The 19,389-nt window shown below is 60.8% G+C and carries 20 protein-coding genes; 2 read left to right on the top strand and 18 right to left on the bottom strand.

From position 1 onward, the window contains the following. Nucleotides 1-3: 3 nt before the first annotated feature. From nuoK to JNJ45_01410, 9 genes are all read right to left on the bottom strand, one after another. Nucleotides 4-348, bottom strand: coding sequence for an NADH-quinone oxidoreductase subunit NuoK (gene nuoK, locus JNJ45_01450; protein MBL8047324.1), 345 nt, complete (start codon nt 346-348; stop codon nt 4-6). A 5-nt stretch (nt 349-353) separates the two neighbouring features. Then, nucleotides 354-896, bottom strand: coding sequence for an NADH-quinone oxidoreductase subunit J (locus tag JNJ45_01445; protein ID MBL8047323.1), 543 nt, complete (start codon nt 894-896; stop codon nt 354-356). Nucleotides 897-898: 2 nt separating this feature from the next. Next, a complete protein-coding gene (locus JNJ45_01440; GenBank protein MBL8047322.1) occupies nt 899-2,188 on the bottom strand; it encodes an NADH-quinone oxidoreductase subunit H in 1,290 nt (429 codons plus the stop codon). Nucleotides 2,189-2,278: 90 nt separating this feature from the next. Continuing rightward, nucleotides 2,279-3,658, bottom strand: a complete 1,380-nt coding sequence (locus tag JNJ45_01435; GenBank protein MBL8047321.1) for a VWA domain-containing protein — start codon at nt 3,656-3,658, stop codon at nt 2,279-2,281. A gap of 13 nt (nt 3,659-3,671) precedes the next feature. Continuing rightward, entirely contained in the window at nt 3,672-4,973 is a 1,302-nt protein-coding gene (locus tag JNJ45_01430; GenBank protein ID MBL8047320.1) for an FHA domain-containing protein, read from the bottom strand. A 3-nt stretch (nt 4,974-4,976) separates the two neighbouring features. Then, nucleotides 4,977-6,275 carry an FHA domain-containing protein gene (locus JNJ45_01425; GenBank protein MBL8047319.1) on the bottom strand — a complete coding sequence of 433 codons (1,299 nt, stop codon included), beginning with the start codon at nt 6,273-6,275 and terminating at the stop codon, nt 4,977-4,979. A 35-nt stretch (nt 6,276-6,310) separates the two neighbouring features. After that, a complete protein-coding gene (locus JNJ45_01420) occupies nt 6,311-6,799 on the bottom strand; it encodes a SprT-like domain-containing protein (protein MBL8047318.1) in 489 nt (162 codons plus the stop codon). Further along, nucleotides 6,796-8,736 carry a (Fe-S)-binding protein gene (locus JNJ45_01415; GenBank protein ID MBL8047317.1) on the bottom strand — a complete coding sequence of 647 codons (1,941 nt, stop codon included), beginning with the start codon at nt 8,734-8,736 and terminating at the stop codon, nt 6,796-6,798. The genes JNJ45_01420 and JNJ45_01415 overlap by 4 nt, the downstream gene beginning before the upstream one ends. 35 nt (nt 8,737-8,771) lie before the next feature. Beyond that, nucleotides 8,772-9,455, bottom strand: a complete 684-nt coding sequence (locus JNJ45_01410; protein ID MBL8047316.1) for a polysaccharide deacetylase family protein — start codon at nt 9,453-9,455, stop codon at nt 8,772-8,774. Nucleotides 9,456-9,556: 101 nt separating this feature from the next. Here JNJ45_01410 and JNJ45_01405 point away from each other — a divergent pair, with 101 nt between their 5' ends. Beyond that, nucleotides 9,557-9,952, top strand: a complete 396-nt coding sequence (locus JNJ45_01405; protein ID MBL8047315.1) for a YbaN family protein — start codon at nt 9,557-9,559, stop codon at nt 9,950-9,952. Here the strand turns inward: JNJ45_01405 and JNJ45_01400 are convergent. The 4 genes from JNJ45_01400 to rpsJ all read right to left on the bottom strand — a co-directional run bounded on the left by JNJ45_01400 (nt 9,933) and on the right by rpsJ (nt 12,754). Further along, nucleotides 9,933-10,343, bottom strand: coding sequence for a hypothetical protein (locus JNJ45_01400; protein MBL8047314.1), 411 nt, complete (start codon nt 10,341-10,343; stop codon nt 9,933-9,935). The genes JNJ45_01405 and JNJ45_01400 overlap by 20 nt on opposite strands. Next, nucleotides 10,279-11,529 (bottom strand): hypothetical protein, encoded by a 1,251-nt coding sequence (locus tag JNJ45_01395; protein ID MBL8047313.1) that lies wholly within the window; start codon nt 11,527-11,529, stop codon nt 10,279-10,281. The genes JNJ45_01400 and JNJ45_01395 overlap by 65 nt, the downstream gene beginning before the upstream one ends. 1 nt (nt 11,530) lies before the next feature. Then, the gene (locus JNJ45_01390) at nt 11,531-12,379 is read right to left on the bottom strand and encodes a sugar phosphate isomerase/epimerase (GenBank protein MBL8047312.1); all 849 of its coding nucleotides are present in this window, start codon (nt 12,377-12,379) and stop codon (nt 11,531-11,533) included. Nucleotides 12,380-12,454: 75 nt separating this feature from the next. Then, nucleotides 12,455-12,754 (bottom strand): 30S ribosomal protein S10, encoded by a 300-nt coding sequence (gene rpsJ, locus JNJ45_01385; GenBank protein ID MBL8047311.1) that lies wholly within the window; start codon nt 12,752-12,754, stop codon nt 12,455-12,457. 118 nt (nt 12,755-12,872) lie between these two features. Here rpsJ and JNJ45_01380 point away from each other — a divergent pair, with 118 nt between their 5' ends. Further along, nucleotides 12,873-14,699: a M6 family metalloprotease domain-containing protein gene (locus JNJ45_01380; GenBank protein MBL8047310.1), complete on the top strand. Its 1,827-nt coding sequence runs from the start codon at nt 12,873-12,875 to the stop codon at nt 14,697-14,699. A 58-nt stretch (nt 14,700-14,757) separates the two neighbouring features. On the opposite strand, the gene JNJ45_01375 is transcribed toward JNJ45_01380, so the two are convergent. From JNJ45_01375 to recA, 5 genes are read right to left on the bottom strand one after another with little or no spacing between them, the layout of a single operon-like run. Then, nucleotides 14,758-15,708, bottom strand: a complete 951-nt coding sequence (locus JNJ45_01375) for a PKD domain-containing protein (protein MBL8047309.1) — start codon at nt 15,706-15,708, stop codon at nt 14,758-14,760. 18 nt (nt 15,709-15,726) lie between these two features. After that, nucleotides 15,727-16,518: a TIGR00282 family metallophosphoesterase gene (locus JNJ45_01370; protein ID MBL8047308.1), complete on the bottom strand. Its 792-nt coding sequence runs from the start codon at nt 16,516-16,518 to the stop codon at nt 15,727-15,729. Then, nucleotides 16,515-17,858, bottom strand: coding sequence for a ribonuclease Y (gene rny / locus JNJ45_01365; protein MBL8047307.1), 1,344 nt, complete (start codon nt 17,856-17,858; stop codon nt 16,515-16,517). Before rny ends, JNJ45_01370 begins: the two co-directional genes overlap by 4 nt. Next, entirely contained in the window at nt 17,848-18,246 is a 399-nt protein-coding gene (locus tag JNJ45_01360) for a regulatory protein RecX (GenBank protein ID MBL8047306.1), read from the bottom strand. Before JNJ45_01360 ends, rny begins: the two co-directional genes overlap by 11 nt. Next, a complete protein-coding gene (gene recA, locus JNJ45_01355; GenBank protein ID MBL8047305.1) occupies nt 18,243-19,298 on the bottom strand; it encodes a recombinase RecA in 1,056 nt (351 codons plus the stop codon). Before recA ends, JNJ45_01360 begins: the two co-directional genes overlap by 4 nt. Between the last annotated feature and the right edge of the window lie 91 nt (nt 19,299-19,389).

The raw sequence follows: 19,389 nt of genomic DNA, 5'->3' as shown, positions 1-19,389 counted from the left end.
GAATTACCCTTGCAACTCGCTCATTTCGTCGAGGTCCACTTCTTCACGAAGCCGGAAGATCGCCATGATAATGCCGAGGCCGACCGCGACTTCCGCCGCCGCCACCGCCATCACAAAAATCACCGCCATCTGACCGGTCATCCAGTGGTCGCTCGCCATCCGATCGGCGGGGAGCAACGTAGGACTGTATCGAGAGAACGAAAGGAAAGTGAGGTTGACCGCGTTGAGCATCAGCTCAATGCACATGAACACGACCACCGGGTTGCGGCGAATGATGACGCCAACCGCGCCGGTCGTGAACATAAATGCCCCGAGAAGCAGATACCAGTAAAGAGGAACGCCAGCCATGTTTCTTAAACTCTCCTCTTCGCGAGCAACACCGATCCAACCACACCCACAAGGAGCAGGACGGACGTGACCTCAAACGGGTAGGCGTAATCGGTGAAGAGCGTAATGCCGATGGCTTGCGGCGAGCCGTAGCTGTCGTGCGCCTTGGGCATCACGAACTCGCGGAGCGGCCAGAAGACTTGGTAGGCGATTCCGGCGAGGAGCGCGAGCCCCATGGGAACCGCCAGGAACATTCGCGGATCGATCTTTTCCGAAAGCGTGGTCTTCGCGCGCAGGTTCAGCAGCATCATGACGAACAAGAAAAGCACCATAATCGCGCCGGCGTACACCATGATTTGCGTGATGCCGAGCAGTTGCGAGTTGAGCGTGAAGTAGACAATCGCCAGGATGAGGAAGTTGACCACCAGGCACATGGCCGAGCGAACCGGGTTCTTCATCGCCACGACGCCGATCGCAAACAGCGCCGCGACTCCCGCGAGAATGAGGAAGCTCAACTGGTTCCAGTTGAGTGTAAACGGCACGCCGGGCGGCAGCGGAATCAATTCCATGCTTAGTTGCGACCCTCCATGGTCAGCACGCCCTCGGTGCCATTCGTCAATTCCGCCGAACGGCTCTCCAGGCTAGTGGAAGTCTTGTTCTTCATGTAAGTCAGATAAATGATGGCGACGAGTCCCATGGCCACCACGTAAGCCGCCGCGCCAAGCGTCGAGGAGAACTTGCTTTTCGCCATGATCCAGATCATCACCACGATGAAGTTCGCCACCGAGATCGGCAGCAGGACTTTCCAACCCAAGTGCATGAGCTGGTCGTAGCGGAGTCGCGGCAACGTCGCCCGAACCCAGATGTAGAAGGCGATGCCAATGAAACCCTTGACCACGAACGTGAGCGGCGCCGCCCAATAGGAGATCCCGCCAAAGAAGTCGGCCACGGATTTGAGCCCGGCCACATCGGTGCCAATGGCTTCCCAGTTGATCGGAAGCGGGTTCCAGCCGCCCAGGAACACGGTGAAGAACACCGCGCTGAGCATGAACATGGCCGCGTATTCGCCCATGAAGAACACGGCGAATTTCATCGAGCTGTACTCCGTGTGGTAGCCCGCGATGATCTCGTTTTCCGCTTCGGGAAGGTCAAAGGGCGCGCGGTTGGTCTCGGCAATGATGCAGATGAGGAACACGATTGCGGAGACAAACCCCCACGGCGTGAAGATAAACCAGTTCTGGAACCAACTGAACTGACCGGCCAGCGGCTGCATCTGCTCACCGATGATGTCGCTCATGCGGAGCGAACCGGTCGCCAGGATGACCGCCGCGAGCGACATGCCCATCGCGAGTTCGTAGGAGATCAACTGAGCCGAGGCCCGCAGACCACCCAGCAGTGAATACTTGTTGTTGGAGCTGTAACCCGCGAGTACCACGCCGTACACGCCGAGCGAGCTAATCGCCAGCACATAGAGGATGCCAATGTCAACATTCGCAATCGGCGTCAGCAGGCCGTACACGCCGTAGCTCGGACCCCAGGGCAATGTCGCACCGATGGCAAACGCCGGGAAGAGCGCGATGGCGGGGGCGATAAAGTAGATCGCGCGGTCCACGGCGACCGGCGTAATGTCTTCCTTTAGAAAGAGCTTGACGCCGTCGGCAATGGGCTGCAGCAGGCCTTGGAGCGAGATTTTGAACCCGTTTTTGAACTTAAACGTGGCCACTCGGTTCGGACCGTGGCGGTCCTGCATCCACGAAAGCAACCGGCGCTCAAGCCAGATAAACGCGGGGACAATTAACAGAACGGGTACCACGAACAAGAGCACTCGGATGAGTGCCAACAAGGCCGGGTGCAAGCTCAGAAGCCACTGCTCTACCACAACTCAAAGTTTTACCCGCTAGCGGAACGCAGTTGCCGCGAAAGGCGTATTGAACTTTTCCCTGAGCCCGGTTTATTTGCTGGTCTTGCCTTGGTCCAAATTGACCATGGTTCCCATCAGCGTTTTCTCGGCCCCGCCGGTGTTGCCCGACTTCAAGGCGTTCATCGCCACGGTCACCTCGCGCGCTTCGTCGGCGCGACCCTGGTTCACCAGCATCATCTGCGTTTTCTGAAGTTCGTCCAGCGCGCCCATGACCGTGATTTGGCCGGTCTTGAGGCCCATGATGGTCTTCTCGACCACGCGCGAAGCGGCGGCGATCGAGTCGGCTTGTTGGACCATCGGGTTGACCGGCGCGGAATATTTCGCCGCATCCGCCGTGAACTCCATGATCAGGTCGAACTCGCGGGTATCGCGCTGACCGGTTTGCACATTGTCAAAGTGCAATCGAGCCGCGGCTACGCGGTACCAACCCAGCGGGTGATTTTGAAAATCAAACGCCAGCACCTGCTGCATCGTCATTCCGCGCTCCAAGTCGGTGAGCGGAATCGTGACTTTGCTCCCGGTCGGCACACTGCTGACACCACTGGCGCGTCGGAGCGACACCCAGCGGGCCATTTCGACCTCAAGCGTCAGGTTTTGCGCGGCAACGCTCAGCAGCTTTTCGAGTTCGACACGGAAGATTTCCGGGATCAGTTGCGGCTGTTCGATGTAGTAATAGTTGCCGCTGGCGCGCTTCGCCATCCCCGCCAATAGTTCTTCGTTGTAATCCGGACCGAACCCGAGGAACGTGATCGTGATGCCTTCGTCCTTAATCTGGCCGGCTAGTTCGGTGAGCGCCGAGTAGTCCTTCACGCCCGCGGTGGGGTCGCCATCGGAGAGCACCACCATGCGCGTGGCGCGTTGACCTTCGACGTGGCTGCGCAGCTGCTGGAGGCTCATATTCAGCGCGTCGTAAATGTTGGTCGTGTTGCCGGGTTGAATCCGCGCGATGCCATCCTTGACAGCTTGGCGATTGGTCACGCGCTGAGGCGGCATCAGAACCTCCACGACCTCTTCGAACGTGACGATGCTCAGGACGTCGTTGCCCGAGAGCATGTCCACCACGTGGGCGCACGCCTGCTTGACGTACTCCAGCGGAGCCCCTTCCATCGAGCCGCTTCGGTCGATACAAAGACAAAGATTGAGGGGCGTTCGAGCCCCGCTGACCGCCATTCCGGGCAGACCGCCGGATTCTTGACCCGCCGCGATCTCGAGCAAAAAGCTTTCGCTGGCCGGACCGTTCGCCATGGTGGCCTCGCGACCGGGCGTCACGTTGACCGCAATTCCGGGCGTGCTTGGGTTCACCGTCACCGCCATGGTCCGGTTCAAATCCAGGCCCGGCACGGCCATGGTGCGATTCATGTCGCCCGACATGAGCGTGCGGTTGGGGTCGATATGCTGCGTTTTGTCCATCAATGCGTTCTCACTATTCGACGCGGAAAATTGTGCTCCCGATCTGAAATTGGTCGCCAACATGTAAGAGTGTCGGCTGGTTGATGCGCGTTCCGTTCACGGAGACGCCATTTCGGCTCTGCAAATCGTGCAAAACCAGACCATGCGGCGCTGGTTCCAGCAGCGCGTGGCGGCGGGAAATCGCGGAGTCGTGATCCACGCGGATGCCAATGCCCTCTCGCCCAATCTCGGTCGGTCCCTGAATCGGGAACATGTTCCCCGCCAGCGGCCCGTTCATCATCACCACCCGCGCCATCACCGCGCTCACGGCCGGCATCGCCGTCGTCATGGTAGGAACTTGCGGCTCGGCGGGGGCATGCGTTTGCGGCCTGGGTTCGGGTGCCCGCTGAGGCGTGGGCGCGGCCACACTTGCCATTCCGGCCAACAGAAACTGGAAGGTCAGCGACGCCATTTGGATCGTATCGCCATGCCGCAACTCGGCTTGCTGAACCCGGGCGCCGTTGACGCCGACCCCGACCGACGTCCCCGCGTCGTGAATGATGAAGCGGCCCTGGTACCGGACGATCGTGGCGTGGAGGGGAGCCAAGTTGGGGTCGGCGAACACCGGAATGCTCGCGTTCTCCGCCCGCCCGATCGTCGTCTGCGAGCCGTCAACGGGCCACTCTTTGAACTCGTTTCGGCCAAATACGAGCCGCAGTTTCGCACGGGTGGACAGTGCCTGCGCCACGCCGATAAACAAGCCAATGACGGCGCACAGACTAAAGAATCCAACCGCCCGCGAAGGGCCGCCTACATCGCCCGATCCTTGCGATTGGGCGATGCTTTGCCCGAACATTGCGGCGGCACCCTCAAACAAGAATCCGCCAAGCGCACCGCCCGCGAGCCCGCCGAGAATAGCGGAGTAAGTACGCGAGGCCGATCGCACAATCGTCGCCTCGGTCAGGGCGACGCCGCAGCCGAGAACCATCCCAAAGAACGCCCAGCCGGGCACACGAGAGAAGATAGAAGCGTTTTGCCCGCCCAACACGCCAAACACAGTGTTGCCGATACTCAGGGCCAGCGGGCCGCAAAACAGACCCACGAAGATGCCAGCGAAAAGGCCCTTCAGCACGTGAGTTCGCGAGCCTTGCAGGAAGCCCGACAGCAATCCAAGGAGGCCGATCAGCAAAGTCCCGATCGTAAAGGCGAGCACCGTGCCGTGGCGCGCGGCTTCGGCATCAGTATTCATGCCGCGCGCCGCGGTTGGTTCCGTGATGACAAACGTCACGATGCCCGCCACGGCCCCGACCAGCAGATAGAGAAACGCGCGCTTCACGGGTTATTCGCCTCGCAACATCGTGGTCCCCAACTGCAAGGTCTGCCCCGGCGCGAGGCTCACCACCTCGCCGGGATTGACTTTCTTGCCGCTGACAAACGTTCCGTTCGTGCTGCCGAGATCTTCCACCGTTACCTCATCGCCTCGCCGAGTGATTTTGGCGTGCTGCCGCGATACCGAATCCTGGCCCACCAACGCGAGGTCGCAAGCCGCGTCGCGGCCGATGATCGCCTCGCCCTCGGCGATCGCAAAAACCTGCCCCGATTGATCCACCAACCGACTGAGCGCGGCCACGCCCAGCACAATCGGACTCGGCACCTGGCTCACGGGATCGGGGTCAGCCGAGTCCAGGAGAATCTGCGGAATCGGCTCCGGCGCGCGCGGAGCGGGTGGAGGAAGGTCATCCACGGCGGCGACATCGTCGGGCACCGGAACGCCAAGCTTTTTCAGACCGGCCGCGACCTGATCGCTCTTGTTGGTCATGAGGTAACGGACCAAAAACCCGAGCCCGACCAGCACGGCGAGCGCAAAGAAAGTGGAGAGAAACGGGAAGCCCCGCGGCTCAGCGGCGGGCATCGGGTCACTCGGCGGAACCAGCGGCTCCTCCGTCCGTGAGCCCGACTTAGCTTCCGTCGTCTTGTCAGCGGATTTTTGACCTGGCGCCGCGGGAACCTTTTTCGCGGTGCCCGGCGTCTTCGGCGGAGTCGCCGCGGCCACGGTCTCCACTTCGTCGGGAATCACCACCGTAAGAATGGGAATCGGCTGCGTGCGCACGAGCGTGAGGTCCCAGCTTTGCGCCGGATACGCCTTCGGCGAGCCGTTGACTGGCACTTTCGGCACAACCTTGAACGTGCCCGGCAAGATGCCAAACACACTGACAGTGCCGTTGGCCGACGGGGTCAGCATGAGTTCGCGCCGCTCTTTGCCGTAAATCGCGGTGATCGAGCCGGCCGCCAAGGGCTCGCCGCCGTGCTGCAGTTGAACCCGAACCTCGCCGATCAAGGTCTCGCTGGAGCTGGAAACCGCCCACGCCTTCTCCTGGAGAATCGCCTCCACCATTTCGGTGGAGATGTTGTTCGTCGCCTTGTTAAGAATGTAAATATGGTCGCTGTCTTTTGCCCCGCCAAAGTCAAAGTCAATTTCCTTTTCGTTGGTCGAAATCGCGTTTGCGGGCGGTGCCCCGGGCTTCGCGGCGATCCACAGCACGCGGGTGCCCTCGCCTTCGAACATGATGTTGACCTTTTGCGCCGATGCCACCGATCCGCACACGCCCGCCAAGCCCAAGAAAAGGGCGAACTTCAATTTCACGAACTTAGGGACGCAATTGACCACCTGGATTACTCGGCAGAAACCGCGACCGGCACGATTTCTTGCAGACGGATGAGCCCGCCGCACCCGCGATGCAGATATTTGCCCCGCCGCGGAAGCTGTCGCCGCCGCTGAAACTGCAGGCCGCACTTGGCGCAGTGATAAATGATCACGCGGCGAGCCTGGTTTCGCTGACACTCGTAGCGGTGATAAACCTCGCACGGCTCGCCGAGGTCGGCCATCGCCTGAGTCCACGCCGCACCATGACCTCGACCGCGTAGCCCATGACGATCCACCGCCATCAGGTGCGCGTACTCGTGACGGAGCGTCGCGACCAGTTTTTCGGGCGTGTTGAGCACCTTCGGGCCGAGGAGCACGACGTTGCGGCGCAAGTCGGCCATGCCCGCCGTGGTGCGGTACGCGCGCCACTCAAGGCTCACGGATCGGCGCAGCGGAAAGCGTCGCCAGCATTCGGCCAGGGTGGTCGCGGCAAGTTCATCTTGCCAGGCTTCGGTCACCGATTCGACTCCGCCAGCATTTCGGCCAAGTCCACCAATCGAATCTCCTCTTCGGTCACCTGTTTGATGCTGGCATCGAGCATGATACGGCAGAACGGGCAGCCGAGCGCGACGGTCTTGGCTCCGGTGGCCAGCAGTTCTTCGGCGCGACGCACACCCGGCCGCTCGTCGGGGGCTTCTTCCATCCACATGCGCCCGCCTCCGGCTCCGCAACAGAGCGTCTTTTTGCCATGATGCTCGGGTTCGCGAAGCAGCTCCTTGCGACCGATAAGCGCACGAGGCGCGACCGACTCGTCGTTCACGCGGCCCAGGTAGCACGGGTCGTGGTAGGTCATGTCGCCGTTGTTCGCCGATTGCAGCTTGCCCTCGCTGACCAGTTGTTGCAGGAACTGCGTGTGGTGGAAGACCTCGAAGGTGCCGCCAAACTCGGGGTACTCGTTGGCCAGCGTGTTGAAGCAGTGCGGGCACGGCGTCACAATGCGCTTGAATTGGTACTGCTTGAACGTGCCGATGTTCATGTTCGCCATTTCCTGGAACATGAACTCGTCGCCCACACGCCGCGCCGAATCGCCGGTGCATAGCTCCTCACGGCCCAGACAAGCAAAGTCAATACCAGCCTTTTTCATGAGCTCAGCCGTGGCCTGCGTGGTCTTCACCGCACCCGGATCGGTCGCGCCCGCGCAACCCACCCAAAACAGAACATCGAACTCCTTTTTGTTGCGGGCCAGCGGAATGTCGCGATCGCGCATCCACTCCTCGCGGCTCTCGGGCGTCGCGCCCCAGGCGTTCATGGTCGAGGCCGTTTGCCGAAGCATCGTCGCCGCCGACCCACTGAGCTTGCCTTCGGCCACGAGGTTGCGCCGCGCGTCCACGATCAAATCTACGTGTCGAATCAGCACCGGGCACGCCTCCACGCACGCGTTGCAGGTGGTGCACTGCCACAGCGCTTCTTCGCTCACCGCTTGCGCGATCGGCGTATCGGTCATCAGGGCGGTGCGCACGCCTTGCGCGATTTCCTTGGGGTTCAAAATTTTGCCGACGCCGTTAGCCGGGCAAACCTCGGTGCAGCGACCGCACTCCATGCAGGCATCGAGCGACATCAGGTGCCAACGCGAGTAGTCGGCCGGCATCTCGGCGCCGATCTTGCCGGTCTGCTCCACCTCTTCCATGCTGAGCGGCTGCAACTGCCCCATCGGCCACTCGGGCGCCTTGACTGAGGTCGCGACCGCCATCACGATGTGCTTGAGCTTCATGTGCGGCAGCGTGCAGATGAACACCGCCACGAGCACGGAGTGGAACCACCAAATGCCGACGTAGCCGCTCGGCTGGAGGTTGCCCAGCAAGTTCGCAACGCCCGAGCCGACCCACGACCAATGATCCCAAGGCTTGCGCTCCACCGCAATGCGCGCGCCTTCGAGCAAGTAGCCGGTCAGCGTGAGTGTGAGCAGCAACACGAGCGCCCAGTTGTCGCGCCAATTGTGGCTGAGCACTTTCGGGCGGAACCCCGTGCGCCGACCAATCGCCCAAAGTAGCCCCGCGAGAAGCAACAGACCGAGCGTATCGAACGTGGCTTCGTACAGCAGGTAGTACTGCCCCTGGTGAAACTTGAACGGCGAGTAGGTGTTGATGCCGAGCAACGTCGTCGCCAAGAGCAACGCCATGAAGCCGAAGAAAATGAACAAGTGCATCGGCGCGCCCGAGCGCGGGCGGCTGCTCCGCACCTTCTTTTGGGCGAGAATGTACGTCAGGACATTCTTGATCCAGTTGGTTCGCCAAGTGATCGGCTTGCCTTTACTCCACAGCGCTTTTCGACGCCAAAACACGCTGGCGGCATAGGCCATGCTGCCGAGCATCAGCGCGTAGAAGATCGCTTTCGCGATCGGACCCTGGTGCATGAATTCGGCCCGGGTCGGCACTTCGGCGAGGAAACTCATCATGGCAAATCGCGCTCTCCGTTGAGCGCTTCAGAATCCTAGAATCTTAGCACGTTCTCTCGGGTGGCCAACGACCGAACACCCTGCGAAATGGTGACCACCGGCACCACTGCGAGCTCGGTGACAAGGTGTTGCAACACGCCCTCGTGAACGCGAGCATCGCACGAAAGCTCGCCATCGCCAACTCCGGCAAACGAGAGGATGGCCCAAGCGCCGCGCTCAACCGCCTTGTCCAAGTAGGTCAACGCCAGTTGCGTGTCGGTGCCTTCCACGCGCAGGCAACCCAAGTACTGCGGATCGAGCGTCTGTTCGTCGTTCCAAAACTCCTGGCCGGACCGCGCCCACATAAATCGCGGCCGCACGATGGGTCGGTAGTCGCCGCCCTGTTCTACTTCCGGCAACCCCCACGGGTAGGCGAACGCTTCCGGCTCGCTCCCCATGAGCTCAAGAAATGCCTCCTGCGACTCGACGATCTCGCCCAGCACCATGTCGTGGTTCCAACCCGGCAGCAAACCCGATGGCAGCGCCGCCGTCACCAGACTGCCGTTGCCGATTTCGTGGCCATCTTGGCGGGCCTGATGCCAAGTTTGGGAGTGCTCGACCAAGCTCACCGGGTCGATAAAGAACGTCGCCGGGATGCGTGGCTCGTGCAGACGCGGCAACACCAATTCGCGATGACTGACAAAACCGCCGTCGTAAGTGAGCGAAATCCGCGACGCCATTGAGGCAAGGACGAATCATTCCAGGCGAGTGAATGTGCAAATCGTCAGCACAGTCATAAAAACGCCAAATTGCATGTGGCAGGGGCCGCACAATAGAGGGGATGACGTTGCGATCCGCCGCCGCTACCGGGCTCGGGTTGATCCTTACCGGGATCGGCATTGCCGGCTACGTGATCCCCGGCCTGCCCGGCACCATCTTCCTTATCTGGGCGCTCGCTTGCTTCAAAGTGGGCAATCCGCGCCTGGAAAAGTGGCTGCTCAATCACCGATTGGTGGGCCCGACCCTCCGCGACTGGGACGAAAATCGCTGGATGCCCGCCCGCATCAAGGTGCTGGTGGTGAGCATCATCACGCTCTCCACCGCCGGCAGCCTGTTCCGCATTCACTTCCTGTGGGCGCGGGTACTCCTGGTGGCGTTAGCCGTCTACGGGGTCTGGTTTATCCTGAATCTCCGGACCAAGCCGGTCGGGGGAAAGCTCACCCCAACTGACCGATAAGCAGCACGTACCCATCGGGGTCGTGAACCCGGAGTTCGCCATCCGGCATGTAAAACGGGTGCGAGATCGCAAACGCCGTACTATTGCGCGGCAATGATTCGGCACCGCCATTGAACGATCCGCCATCGGTCACGCCGTTCGCTAGCAAGTGCTCGCGGAGCGCGGCCACATCCGGCGCGTGGAGATAAATGAGCGCCGCTTGCACCGTTGGGTCAATCTCTCCGCTCGCTTGGGCGAGCATGAGGTCGCAGTTCGGTGCTTTCAATCGAGCCCAAAACGGATTCGGTTCGTCGCCGTGGCTGGAGTGCTGGGCGAGACCGAGCAGGCTATAGAACCAGCGACTCTCCGCCACGTTCCGGACGTGCAGGTAGGGGACGAAGCTGGTGACCATGTTCCCACACTACTTGCGCCAAAGCACAAATTGTTACCGCGCGAATCGCCATCGGCCAGAAAAAGTAGTGCTCAAAGTAGTGGAAAAACGCCATCGGCGCGTAGGCGACGATTCCGGCGACAAACATCCACACCAAGGTTCGTGCGTTCGGGTTGCGCCAGAGCAAGCAGACCAACGCGATGGGGCTGGCCGCGACAACCAACGAGATGTAGAAGTCGGGCAACAGCAGCGCGAACAGGCTGGTCGAAATGAGTGCCCACACGTAGGTGATGGCGGCAAAGGCGGGTACCGCGAAGTGATAAATTTCCAGGAATCCGCCGCCGCCGGTCCGCCACTGCTGCCGCTGATATCCGCTGGGGCTCAGGCTCACCACCTGCATGCGAATGAGGAAGTACGCCACGGTCACCGCGCCGAGTACTAAAATCCAGGCCCAGGGTTTTGGCTTCGATTCGCGGCGAGCTAACCATATGGTGAACATCACCGGCAGCACCATCACCGCCTGTTCGTAGGAGGCCAGCGCGAGCCAAGTGCAGACTCCGCTCAATGCGAGCCACCCCCAATGACCGCGTCGCCAATACAGCACCGCACCGAACATCGCCGGTAACACGAAGACGGTCATGGTGCTGGCCGTACGCCCCGGCACCCAGGCGAGCATCCGGTAGTAAAGCTTGATCGCCTCGCCGACCTCCATGTAGAACGTCGGGACTGCCGCTAACACCATGCCCAACGTAAACCAGCGGCGTTGCCACAACGCAAGACCAACAGCTGCCACCGACGCCGCGACAAACACGGGGAAACCTTGATCGAGGCACCACGCGGTGAACACAATGGGCGCGGCCAGTACCCAGTCCAGGTTCAACCATCGCCGCAGAGCCAGCGTCAACCCGCCCAAGCCTAGCACGCTAAGCGCGGCGAGGACCGCGTTGGTTAAGCCAACCCTCGCGGCACTGGCATTCGCGCCGTCCACAACAAAGGTGAGCGTGCTGACCGGACGATAAAAGTGGTTGCCGAGCGGCCAGTCGCGCACGAACCACGACCACGGATGCGGATTTTCGCGGATGCCCTTGAAAATCCCGACCGTATCGGAATCGGTGAGCAGCCCGCCATGGGCGCTGCGATGCGCGACGACAAAGCACGCGCAAGCAAAGTAGATCGCCAGCCAGATCCAAAGGGCTCGGCGCGACATGTTAGGAAATCAGGCGGCGAGCGTTCTCCATGCTGCGAGTCACACCCGTAAATGGGTCTTCCTCCGCCTCATACTCGACGTTCATCCAGCCGTCGAAACCGGCGGCTTTCAGCTCGCGGATGCAGGCGGGCAGGTCCACCGCCCCCTCGCCGACTGCGGTGCCGACAAACTTTTCGCCTGCAAGCGATTCGTAGGCGAAGCCCGTGTGTCCCGCCGGAGCGGGCGCGAAGTCTTTAAAGTGCACCATGTTGGCCCAAGCTGCGATTTCGCGAATCGCGGCCTCGCTCGGCTGACCCACCAAGATGAAGTTGCCGGTATCCGGGTTTGCGCCTAGCGTGTCGTGGCCGCATTTTGCACGCACATCGGTGATGAGGCCGCGCACCTGATCGCCGCGGCCGGCGAGTTTGCCATGGTTTTCCAGCGCGAGCACTACGCCCTTGGTTTGCGCGTAGTTGGCGGCGGCCACCAGGCCATCAACGATCCACTCGCGGGCCTGCTCCAGGCTCGGTCCATCGGCGGCCACATCCCCCGCGAACACGCGCACGACTTTGGCACCGTACTGCACTGCTTCGTCCACGCCAAAGCGAATCTTGGTCAATTCGGCGGCCCGCTCGGCGGGATCAGCCTTGGCGAAGTTCTGAGCGACGCTAAACACCGCGCACGGCAAACCGGTTTCTTCGAGCGCACGCATGGCGGCCGCCCGATCCACCTCGGCGTCGCGATAGAAGAAGTCGAGAAGCTCCACCCCGTCCGCGCCAATGCGCTTGGCCTCGCGGATGAAGTCGGCGATGCTCAACTTCCCCTCCCGCCACGGATGAACGTACGACCACATGCTGACGCCAAGCTTCATGCGCGCTATGTTACCGAGTTCAACAAAAAACGGGAGTCCCGTCTGGACTCCCGTTTCGATTTGCTTAACCTGAGGTTAGAGCTTGATTTGAATGTCGACGCCGCTCGGCAGGTCCAAGCGCATCAGAGCGTCAATCGTCTTGTTGTTCGGCTCGTGAATGTCGATCAGTCGGTTGTGGGTGCGGATTTCGAAGTGCTCCATCGATTCCTTGTCGATGTGCGGACCGCGGATGATACAGAATCGGCGAGTGTGCGTCGGAAGGGGCACGGGACCGCAAATTTTTGCGCCGGAGCGCTTGGCGGTTTCGACAATTTTATCGGCCGATTGGTCGATGAGACGGTGATCATAGGCACGAAGCCGGATACGTACACGCATAATTTTTTCCTTCTTTGGTTCCGAATTCCCAGCTCAGCGCGTGCGAGCCGCCACCTCAGAACCTTCAAATTGTACCATACGGTTGCACTTTTGGGTCCGTCGGTCGTATTCTGCCCATATGATCGCACGATCTTCGCTTTGCGCTCTCTCGCTCGCCTGCGCCGGTGCCGCCTTTGCCCACCTGCCCTGGGAGATACCGAACCTGGCCGGTTACAAGACAACGGCCACCGCGACCCGCGCTCAAGTCGCCACCAAGGTGCAGCGCACTACACTGCGGGTGGGTTACCTCGGCATGTTTGTCGAGCAAGATAAGGCGACCTATGTCGTGGAGGAACTCGATGAAGCGGGCCCGGCGGCGGCGGCGGGAATCGAGGTCGGCGACGTCGTGCTGAACCTGGGCGGCTACAAGGCGAAGGACCAATCCGCGTTCCGCAACCACATTCAAGGGCTGGAACCCGATTCGACGCTCAGCGTGGAAATTCTGCGCGGCGGCAAGAAGCAGAAGAAGGACGTGAAGGTGGGTTCGACCAGCCGGCCCAAGCTGCTCAGTGATGAGCGCCCCGTGATGGGCGTGCTCCTGGGCGATGCGACCCCCGAAGGCGTGGCCGTGCGAAGGGTCACTCCCGACTCGCCCGCCGACAAAGGCGGGCTGAAAACCTCCGACATCGTGACCAAACTCGACGGCACGGCCCTAGTGGACCCGGCGAGACTGGAGGCATTTTTAGACGAGAAGGCTCCGGGCCAAGTGGTGACCGTGACCTACCTTCGCGAAGGCAAAACCGGCGAAGCCAAGGTGACCCTTGGCGAGCCGCCCCAAACCACCGGCGGTGCGCAAACGTTTTCACCCCGCAACGTGTGGAAGAAGGACGTTTATAAGCTCGCGATCATCGGCATGGATTACGCCGACGTGAAGCACAACGACAAGATCAGCCGCGAGGCGTGGGCGGATTCGCTCTTTAGTACAGGAACCTACACCGGCGAATCAGCCACCGGCGAAAAGGTCTACGGCTCGCTTAACGACTTCTATCAGGAAGTCTCGGTGAAGTCGCTCCGCGTCGAAGGCAAGGTGTTCGAACCGGTGCTGCTCACCAAGAATCGGATGGACTACCAGGAGGGCAACGGCACCGGAAACCGCAGCCGCCAGATGCTCTTTAACGAGACGCTGGATGCGGTGATCAAGCGGGATGGGGAGACCGCGCTCGATGGCTACGACGGCATCTTCTTTCTGTTCAGCGGCGGACGCGTGCAAACCTCGCGCGGAAGCGTCTACTGGCCGCACCGCAGCAGCCACCGCTACAAGAATAAGACTTGGCCGTACTTCATCATTCAAGAAGGCGGTCAGCGCATGACCGACATCAGCGTGATGGCGCACGAGTTTGGCCACATGATCGGCTGGCCCGACCTCTATGCGCGACCCGAAAATCCGGGTTCCGAAGGGCTCGGCACCTGGTGCCTGATGAGCAACCAAACCGGCGCCGGTCGTCCGCAGCATCCCAGCGCTTGGTGCAAGATTCAGCAAGGCTGGCTCGACCCCGTGGTGATTGATCCGAGCGTGCCGCAAAAGCTGATTCTCAGCCCGGTGAATGGTTCGAAAACCGAATGCTACAAGGTGCTCCTGCGACCCGATGGCGCGGAATATCTGCTGCTGGAGAATCGCCGCAAGACCGGATTTGACACCTCGCTCTCCTCGGAAGGAATGCTGATTTGGCATGTCGCCGGCAATACGCCGACGCTTATTGAATCGCACGGCGTGGAAGGCCCCAGCGGCCCGCGCGTATATCTTAATTCGGTGCCGTTCCCCTCGGGCAGCAACACCTCGTTTACGCCGTTCACCACGCCCTCAAGCCGAAGCAAGTTTGGCGGCGGCGCGCCGGTGCACATCACCAACATCCGCCAATTAGAAGATGGCCGCGTGACGTTCTGGATCGGCTACGAAATGCAGTAGGCCCACGCAAAAAGGGGGTGGGGTGCCGGCTGGCATCCCACCCTTTTTCTTTGCTAAATTACGGGTTGACCGTGACTTCGCAGGTGCGCGTGTAGGCCTTCTTGAGGCCGTACAGATCTTGAATGGTCACCGTGACCGTGAACTTGCCCGGCTTGCGGAAGCGTCGCTTGATGCTGCTGCCTTCGGCGTCCACTTGGATGCCGTCCGTCTTGTCAAAGTCCCACGTGTACTTGAGCGGAGTTGCGCCGCCGTAGCCGTTGGCGATGAATTCGATTTCATCGTTGAGGGCGAGGTTGAGTTCGCTATGGTTGAGGTCGCCCGAAACCGGCGAGGAGTCGTTGCTCACGCGGATATCGCCCAGATAGAACGAGCTCACGGCGTCGCCGCTCATGGCGATTTCGACGATTTCCTTGTTCGTGCGGCCGAACCCGCTGATGGCCTTGAGGGGCACTCCAAGCGGCTTCCAAGCCGCATCCGAACCGCGCGGTACGTCAACGTAGATTTCGCTCTTGAGGCCGTCCGAAGTCGTCACAACCAGGCGAACTCGCTTGAGCGTGGCCGGAGCCGCTGCCGCACCGGCACCCGCGCCACCACCGCGTCCGCCGCGACCGAGGTTTCCGCCCCCGGCGCCGCCAGGAAGACCCGGGCCACCCATGTCGCCCGCGCCGCCATCGCCAACGCGTCCGCCGCCTGCCCCACCGTTCATGGTGCCGGTTCCGGCGGCTCGAAACTGAATGAGCAGCAAGTTGTCGGCGCTTTCAAACTCGTTGGCCAACGCCTTGGATTGGTTGAGAATGACGCGACCGCCTTGGAAGTAGTTGCGGCTGGAAATGCGAATGGACTTCGTGCCTTCGAACACCACTTCATCGGTCTCGGAAACGGTGCCGCTTCCCCACGACTTCAGCGCAATGCCCTGGTCGGAGGTGGTGCGAGTAGGAGTGTACAAAATGGTGCCCGCGCCAAACGCCATTTGCGTGGCGAGGCCGAGGAGGATTGCCGTGGTCTTCATGTTCATCAGTCTTTCGGTTCAGTCTGTTGGTTCCGGATGTCGAATTCGTTGAATGGCGGTTGCCCGCCCCGTTTCTTTTAAGACGTCTATGACTACGCCAGAGATTACACCAGGTTCATCCGCGACTTCAAATCGTTGCGGTAGCGTGGTGCGAAATCGCGTGAGAATGATGTCGCGGCGCATTCCCAGCACGCTACGCACAGGTCCGCACATGCCGACATCCGTAATGTAGGCGGTGCCGCCTTCCAGAATCTGTTCGTCGGCGGTGGTCACGTGGGTGTGAGTGCCGACCACGGCGACGGCGCGGCCATCCATGTGGAGGCCCATTCCGATCTTCTCGCTGGTGGCTTCGCAGTGAAAATCCAGGAACAAATGTCGCCCTGCGCAAGCGGTTGCGCAAGCGTCGGCCGCGGCAAACGGGTCGTCGTAGGAGTCCATGAAAACCCGTCCACAGAGGTTGGCGACACTCAGTCGGACACCCTGCTTTTCGGGAAGGTGCGTGATCCCCACGCCGGGGGTTCCCACGGGCATATTCCCCGGGCGCACAATCGGCTTGCCGCTATCCAGGTACGGGATGATCTCCCGCTTGTTGAACGCGTGGTTGCCCAGCGTAATGGCGTCGGCGCCCAGCCGGAAAAACTCTTCCGCGATATCGGGTGTGATGCCGACTCCACCGGCGGAGTTCTCGCCGTTGATGATGACGAACAGCGGGGCGTGCTCTTTCACGAGCTTCGGCAAACCTTCGCTGACCGCCTTGCGGCCGGGCTTCCCGACAACATCGCCGAGAAAGAGAATTCGATAAGTTTCTATGTCGCGACCTCGCTATATCGGCTTTCGCGAATGATGGTCACCTTAATCTGTCCGGGATAGTTGAGTTCCTTTTCGATTTGCTTGGCAAGGTCGTGTGCAAGCGTTTGCGCAGCCTTATCGCTGATCGAATCCGGACGGACGAAGACGCGGATTTCGCGCCCCGCTTGCAGGGCGTAAGTGCGATCCACACCGGGGTGACGACCCGCGATGAGTTCGAGGTCCTTAATGCGCTGCAGGTAGGTATCGAGGTTCTCTCGTCGCGCTCCTCGCCGGGCCGCGCTGATCGAGTCGGCGATGGCCACCAGCTTGGCTTCGTTGGTGTCCTGCGGAATCTCTTCGTGGTGGGCACCAACCGCGAGGCAGATCGCCGGCGGCAGGCCGTGGTCTTCCAAAAACTTCATGCCGGCAAGGGCGTGAGGCCCATCATAAGGTGCGCTGAGCGACTTGCCGATATCATGTAACAGCCCCGCCGCGCGAACGATCGGGACACTTAGTCGCAACTCGTGCGCGAGTCGCGCGCCGATTTCAGCGGTTTCAACCGAATGGTTAAGAACGTTTTGACCGAGACTCGTGCGGAATCTTAGGTTGCCGAGCGCGAGCAACACTTCCGGCGGCAGGCCCGGCACCTTGGCCATCTCGGCCGCCTGCTCGCCCGATTCTCGGGCGACGCGTTCCAACTCGTGGTTGGCGGCTTCCACCGCCTCCTCAATACTGGCCGGATGGATGCGGCCATCGAACATTAGGTTCATGAGCGCGATCCGCGCGACCTCCCGACGAACCGGATCGAACGACGAGATCACGACCGTCTCGGGTCGTTCGTCAATGACCAAGTCCACGCCCGCGGCCTGTTCAAAGGCGCGAATATTACGTCCCTCGCGGCCGATAATTCGGCCCTTCATTTCTTCTGAAGGCAATAGCACCGCGGCCGCGGTTGCCTCGTTGACGATCGGCACATGGGATCGCTCAATAGAACTGAGGATGAGCTTGCGCGCCTGGTTGTCGGCGTCGAGTTTCGCCTCGCGCAGTGCTTCGCGGCGAGCCTCCTCGGCTTCCGCGGCGACGGCCTGGCGCATCTGCTCGCGAGCCTCGTCAACCGTCAGTTTGGACAACGCTTCAATGCGCTGTTGCCACACTCGCGACTGTTCGGCCACCTCGCGCTCGCTGTCATGCAGCTTCGCTTGCAGATCGGAGAGCTCCTTGTGCGCACGAATTGCGCCCTGTTGGTCGGCGAGTTGCTTTTCGAGGTGCAACTCCCGAATCCGACCGCGCAGAGTCGCCCAAACGACAACGCCGCCAACGGCGGCGCCCAGCCCGGGCAACAGAATCTGCTCAAACGTCATTGGCTTCCTCTATTATTGACGCAATCGTGTCCTCCGCGAATCCGCGTCCGGCGAGAAACCGCCCGACATGCTTAGGTCGCTTGCGCTCGATGGCCCGGCGCGCGCGGTCGAACTCACTGTTCAAACCGGACGCTTGCTCCAAACCTTTCTCAACCAATTGGTGAGAAACCCACGCATCGCTGCGACCACCCTCGTTCGCTTGTCGCGAGATTGCCTCGGCCACGCGGTTATCATTCAACAAGCCCTTGCTCACCAAATGGTTAACCACCGCTTCAACAAGCGCTCCGTGCTTAGCGAGTTTCGCGCGAAGTTCGTGCTCACTTAAACTGCGTTGGCTGAGGCGACGAATCGCCTCAGCCAACACTTCAGGGTCGGGTGACTGACTCACTCAGCCGGAGTAAGGTCCTTCGGCATTTCGACCACGGCCACCGTGTCGTTCTTAAAGAGCGCCCGCACCTTGGTGTCAATCTCAGCAAAGATTTCCGGATTTTCATCCAGGAAGTTACGCGCGTTATCGCGGCCCTGACCCAGGCGAGTGTCGCCGTAGTTGTAGTACGTGCCAGCGCGGCTAATGACGGCTTGCGCCAAAGCCATGTCGAGCAGATCGCCGGACTTGGAAATGCCTTCGCCGTAGATCATGTCGAACTCAGCCACGCGGAACGGCGGCGCCACCTTGTTCTTCACCACCTTCACCTTCGTTCGCGAACCGATCTGCTCGGTGCCGTTCTTGATCGCCTCGCCGCGACGAACTTCTAATCGGACCGACGCCCAGAACTTCAGCGCGCGACCGCCGGGAGTCGTCTCCGGGTTGCCGTACATCACACCGATCTTTTCGCGAAGCTGGTTGATGAAAATTGCGCTCGTGTTGGACTTGTTGATGCTGCCGCCGAGCTTCCGCAAGGCTTGGCTCATCATGCGAGCTTGCAGACCCACGAAAGAGTCGCCCATTTCGCCTTCGATTTCCGCCTTCGGAACCAACGCGGCCACCGAGTCGAGAACGACGATATCCACCGCGCCCGAGCTGATGATGCCGTCCATAATCTCCAGCGCTTCTTCGCCGTTGCTGGGCTGCGAGATATACAGCTTGTCGATATCCACGCCAAGGTTGCGCGCATATTCCGGATCAAGCGCGTGCTCGGCGTCTACATAAAGTGCGATTCCGCCTTTTCGCTGGGCTTCGGCCACGGTGTGCAGGGCAATGGTCGTTTTCCCGCTCGATTCCCCGCCGTAAATTTCGGTGATCCGGCCACGCGGCAAACCGCCAATACCCAGACAGATATCCAGGCTCAGGGAACCGGTGGAGATCGCCGGAATCTGCTCCTTGTTCTGCGAGCCCATGCGCATGATGGACCCCTTCCCATATTGCTTTTCAATCTGACTCAGCGCGTTCTCAAGGGCGCGTTCTCGATCGGCATTGTTATTCGTGTTAGGCGTTCTCATAATCGTCAAACCAGTTGTCGTATGTATACCATTCTAGTTTCCTGGTCTGGGGAATGACCACCGTATAATTACTAGGTTTACCCGGTCCCGG

Source organism: Chthonomonas sp. (assembly GCA_016788425.1).
Classification (GTDB): Bacteria; Armatimonadota; Fimbriimonadia; order Fimbriimonadales; family Fimbriimonadaceae; genus JAEURQ01.
The sequence above is the reverse complement of the archived record's forward strand: the minus strand, read 5'-3'. Positions and strand labels throughout refer to the sequence as shown.

Excerpts from the sequence above, each read along its gene's own strand:
- nuoK (MBL8047324.1), bottom strand. The coding sequence starts at position 348 with ATGGCTGGCGTTCCTCTTTACTGGTATCTGCTTCTCGGGGCATTTATG.
- JNJ45_01445 (MBL8047323.1), bottom strand. The coding sequence starts at position 896 with ATGGAATTGATTCCGCTGCCGCCCGGCGTGCCGTTTACACTCAACTGG.
- JNJ45_01435 (MBL8047321.1), bottom strand. The coding sequence starts at position 3,658 with ATGGACAAAACGCAGCATATCGACCCCAACCGCACGCTCATGTCGGGC.
- JNJ45_01415 (MBL8047317.1), bottom strand. The coding sequence starts at position 8,736 with ATGATGAGTTTCCTCGCCGAAGTGCCGACCCGGGCCGAATTCATGCAC.
- JNJ45_01410 (MBL8047316.1), bottom strand. The coding sequence starts at position 9,455 with ATGGCGTCGCGGATTTCGCTCACTTACGACGGCGGTTTTGTCAGTCAT.
- JNJ45_01405 (MBL8047315.1), top strand. The coding sequence starts at position 9,557 with ATGACGTTGCGATCCGCCGCCGCTACCGGGCTCGGGTTGATCCTTACC.
- JNJ45_01400 (MBL8047314.1), bottom strand. The coding sequence starts at position 10,343 with ATGGTCACCAGCTTCGTCCCCTACCTGCACGTCCGGAACGTGGCGGAG.
- JNJ45_01395 (MBL8047313.1), bottom strand. The coding sequence starts at position 11,529 with ATGTCGCGCCGAGCCCTTTGGATCTGGCTGGCGATCTACTTTGCTTGC.
- JNJ45_01390 (MBL8047312.1), bottom strand. The coding sequence starts at position 12,379 with ATGAAGCTTGGCGTCAGCATGTGGTCGTACGTTCATCCGTGGCGGGAG.
- rpsJ (MBL8047311.1), bottom strand. The coding sequence starts at position 12,754 with ATGCGTGTACGTATCCGGCTTCGTGCCTATGATCACCGTCTCATCGAC.
- JNJ45_01380 (MBL8047310.1), top strand. The coding sequence starts at position 12,873 with ATGATCGCACGATCTTCGCTTTGCGCTCTCTCGCTCGCCTGCGCCGGT.
- JNJ45_01375 (MBL8047309.1), bottom strand. The coding sequence starts at position 15,708 with ATGAAGACCACGGCAATCCTCCTCGGCCTCGCCACGCAAATGGCGTTT.
- rny (MBL8047307.1), bottom strand. The coding sequence starts at position 17,858 with ATGACGTTTGAGCAGATTCTGTTGCCCGGGCTGGGCGCCGCCGTTGGC.
- recA (MBL8047305.1), bottom strand. The coding sequence starts at position 19,298 with ATGAGAACGCCTAACACGAATAACAATGCCGATCGAGAACGCGCCCTT.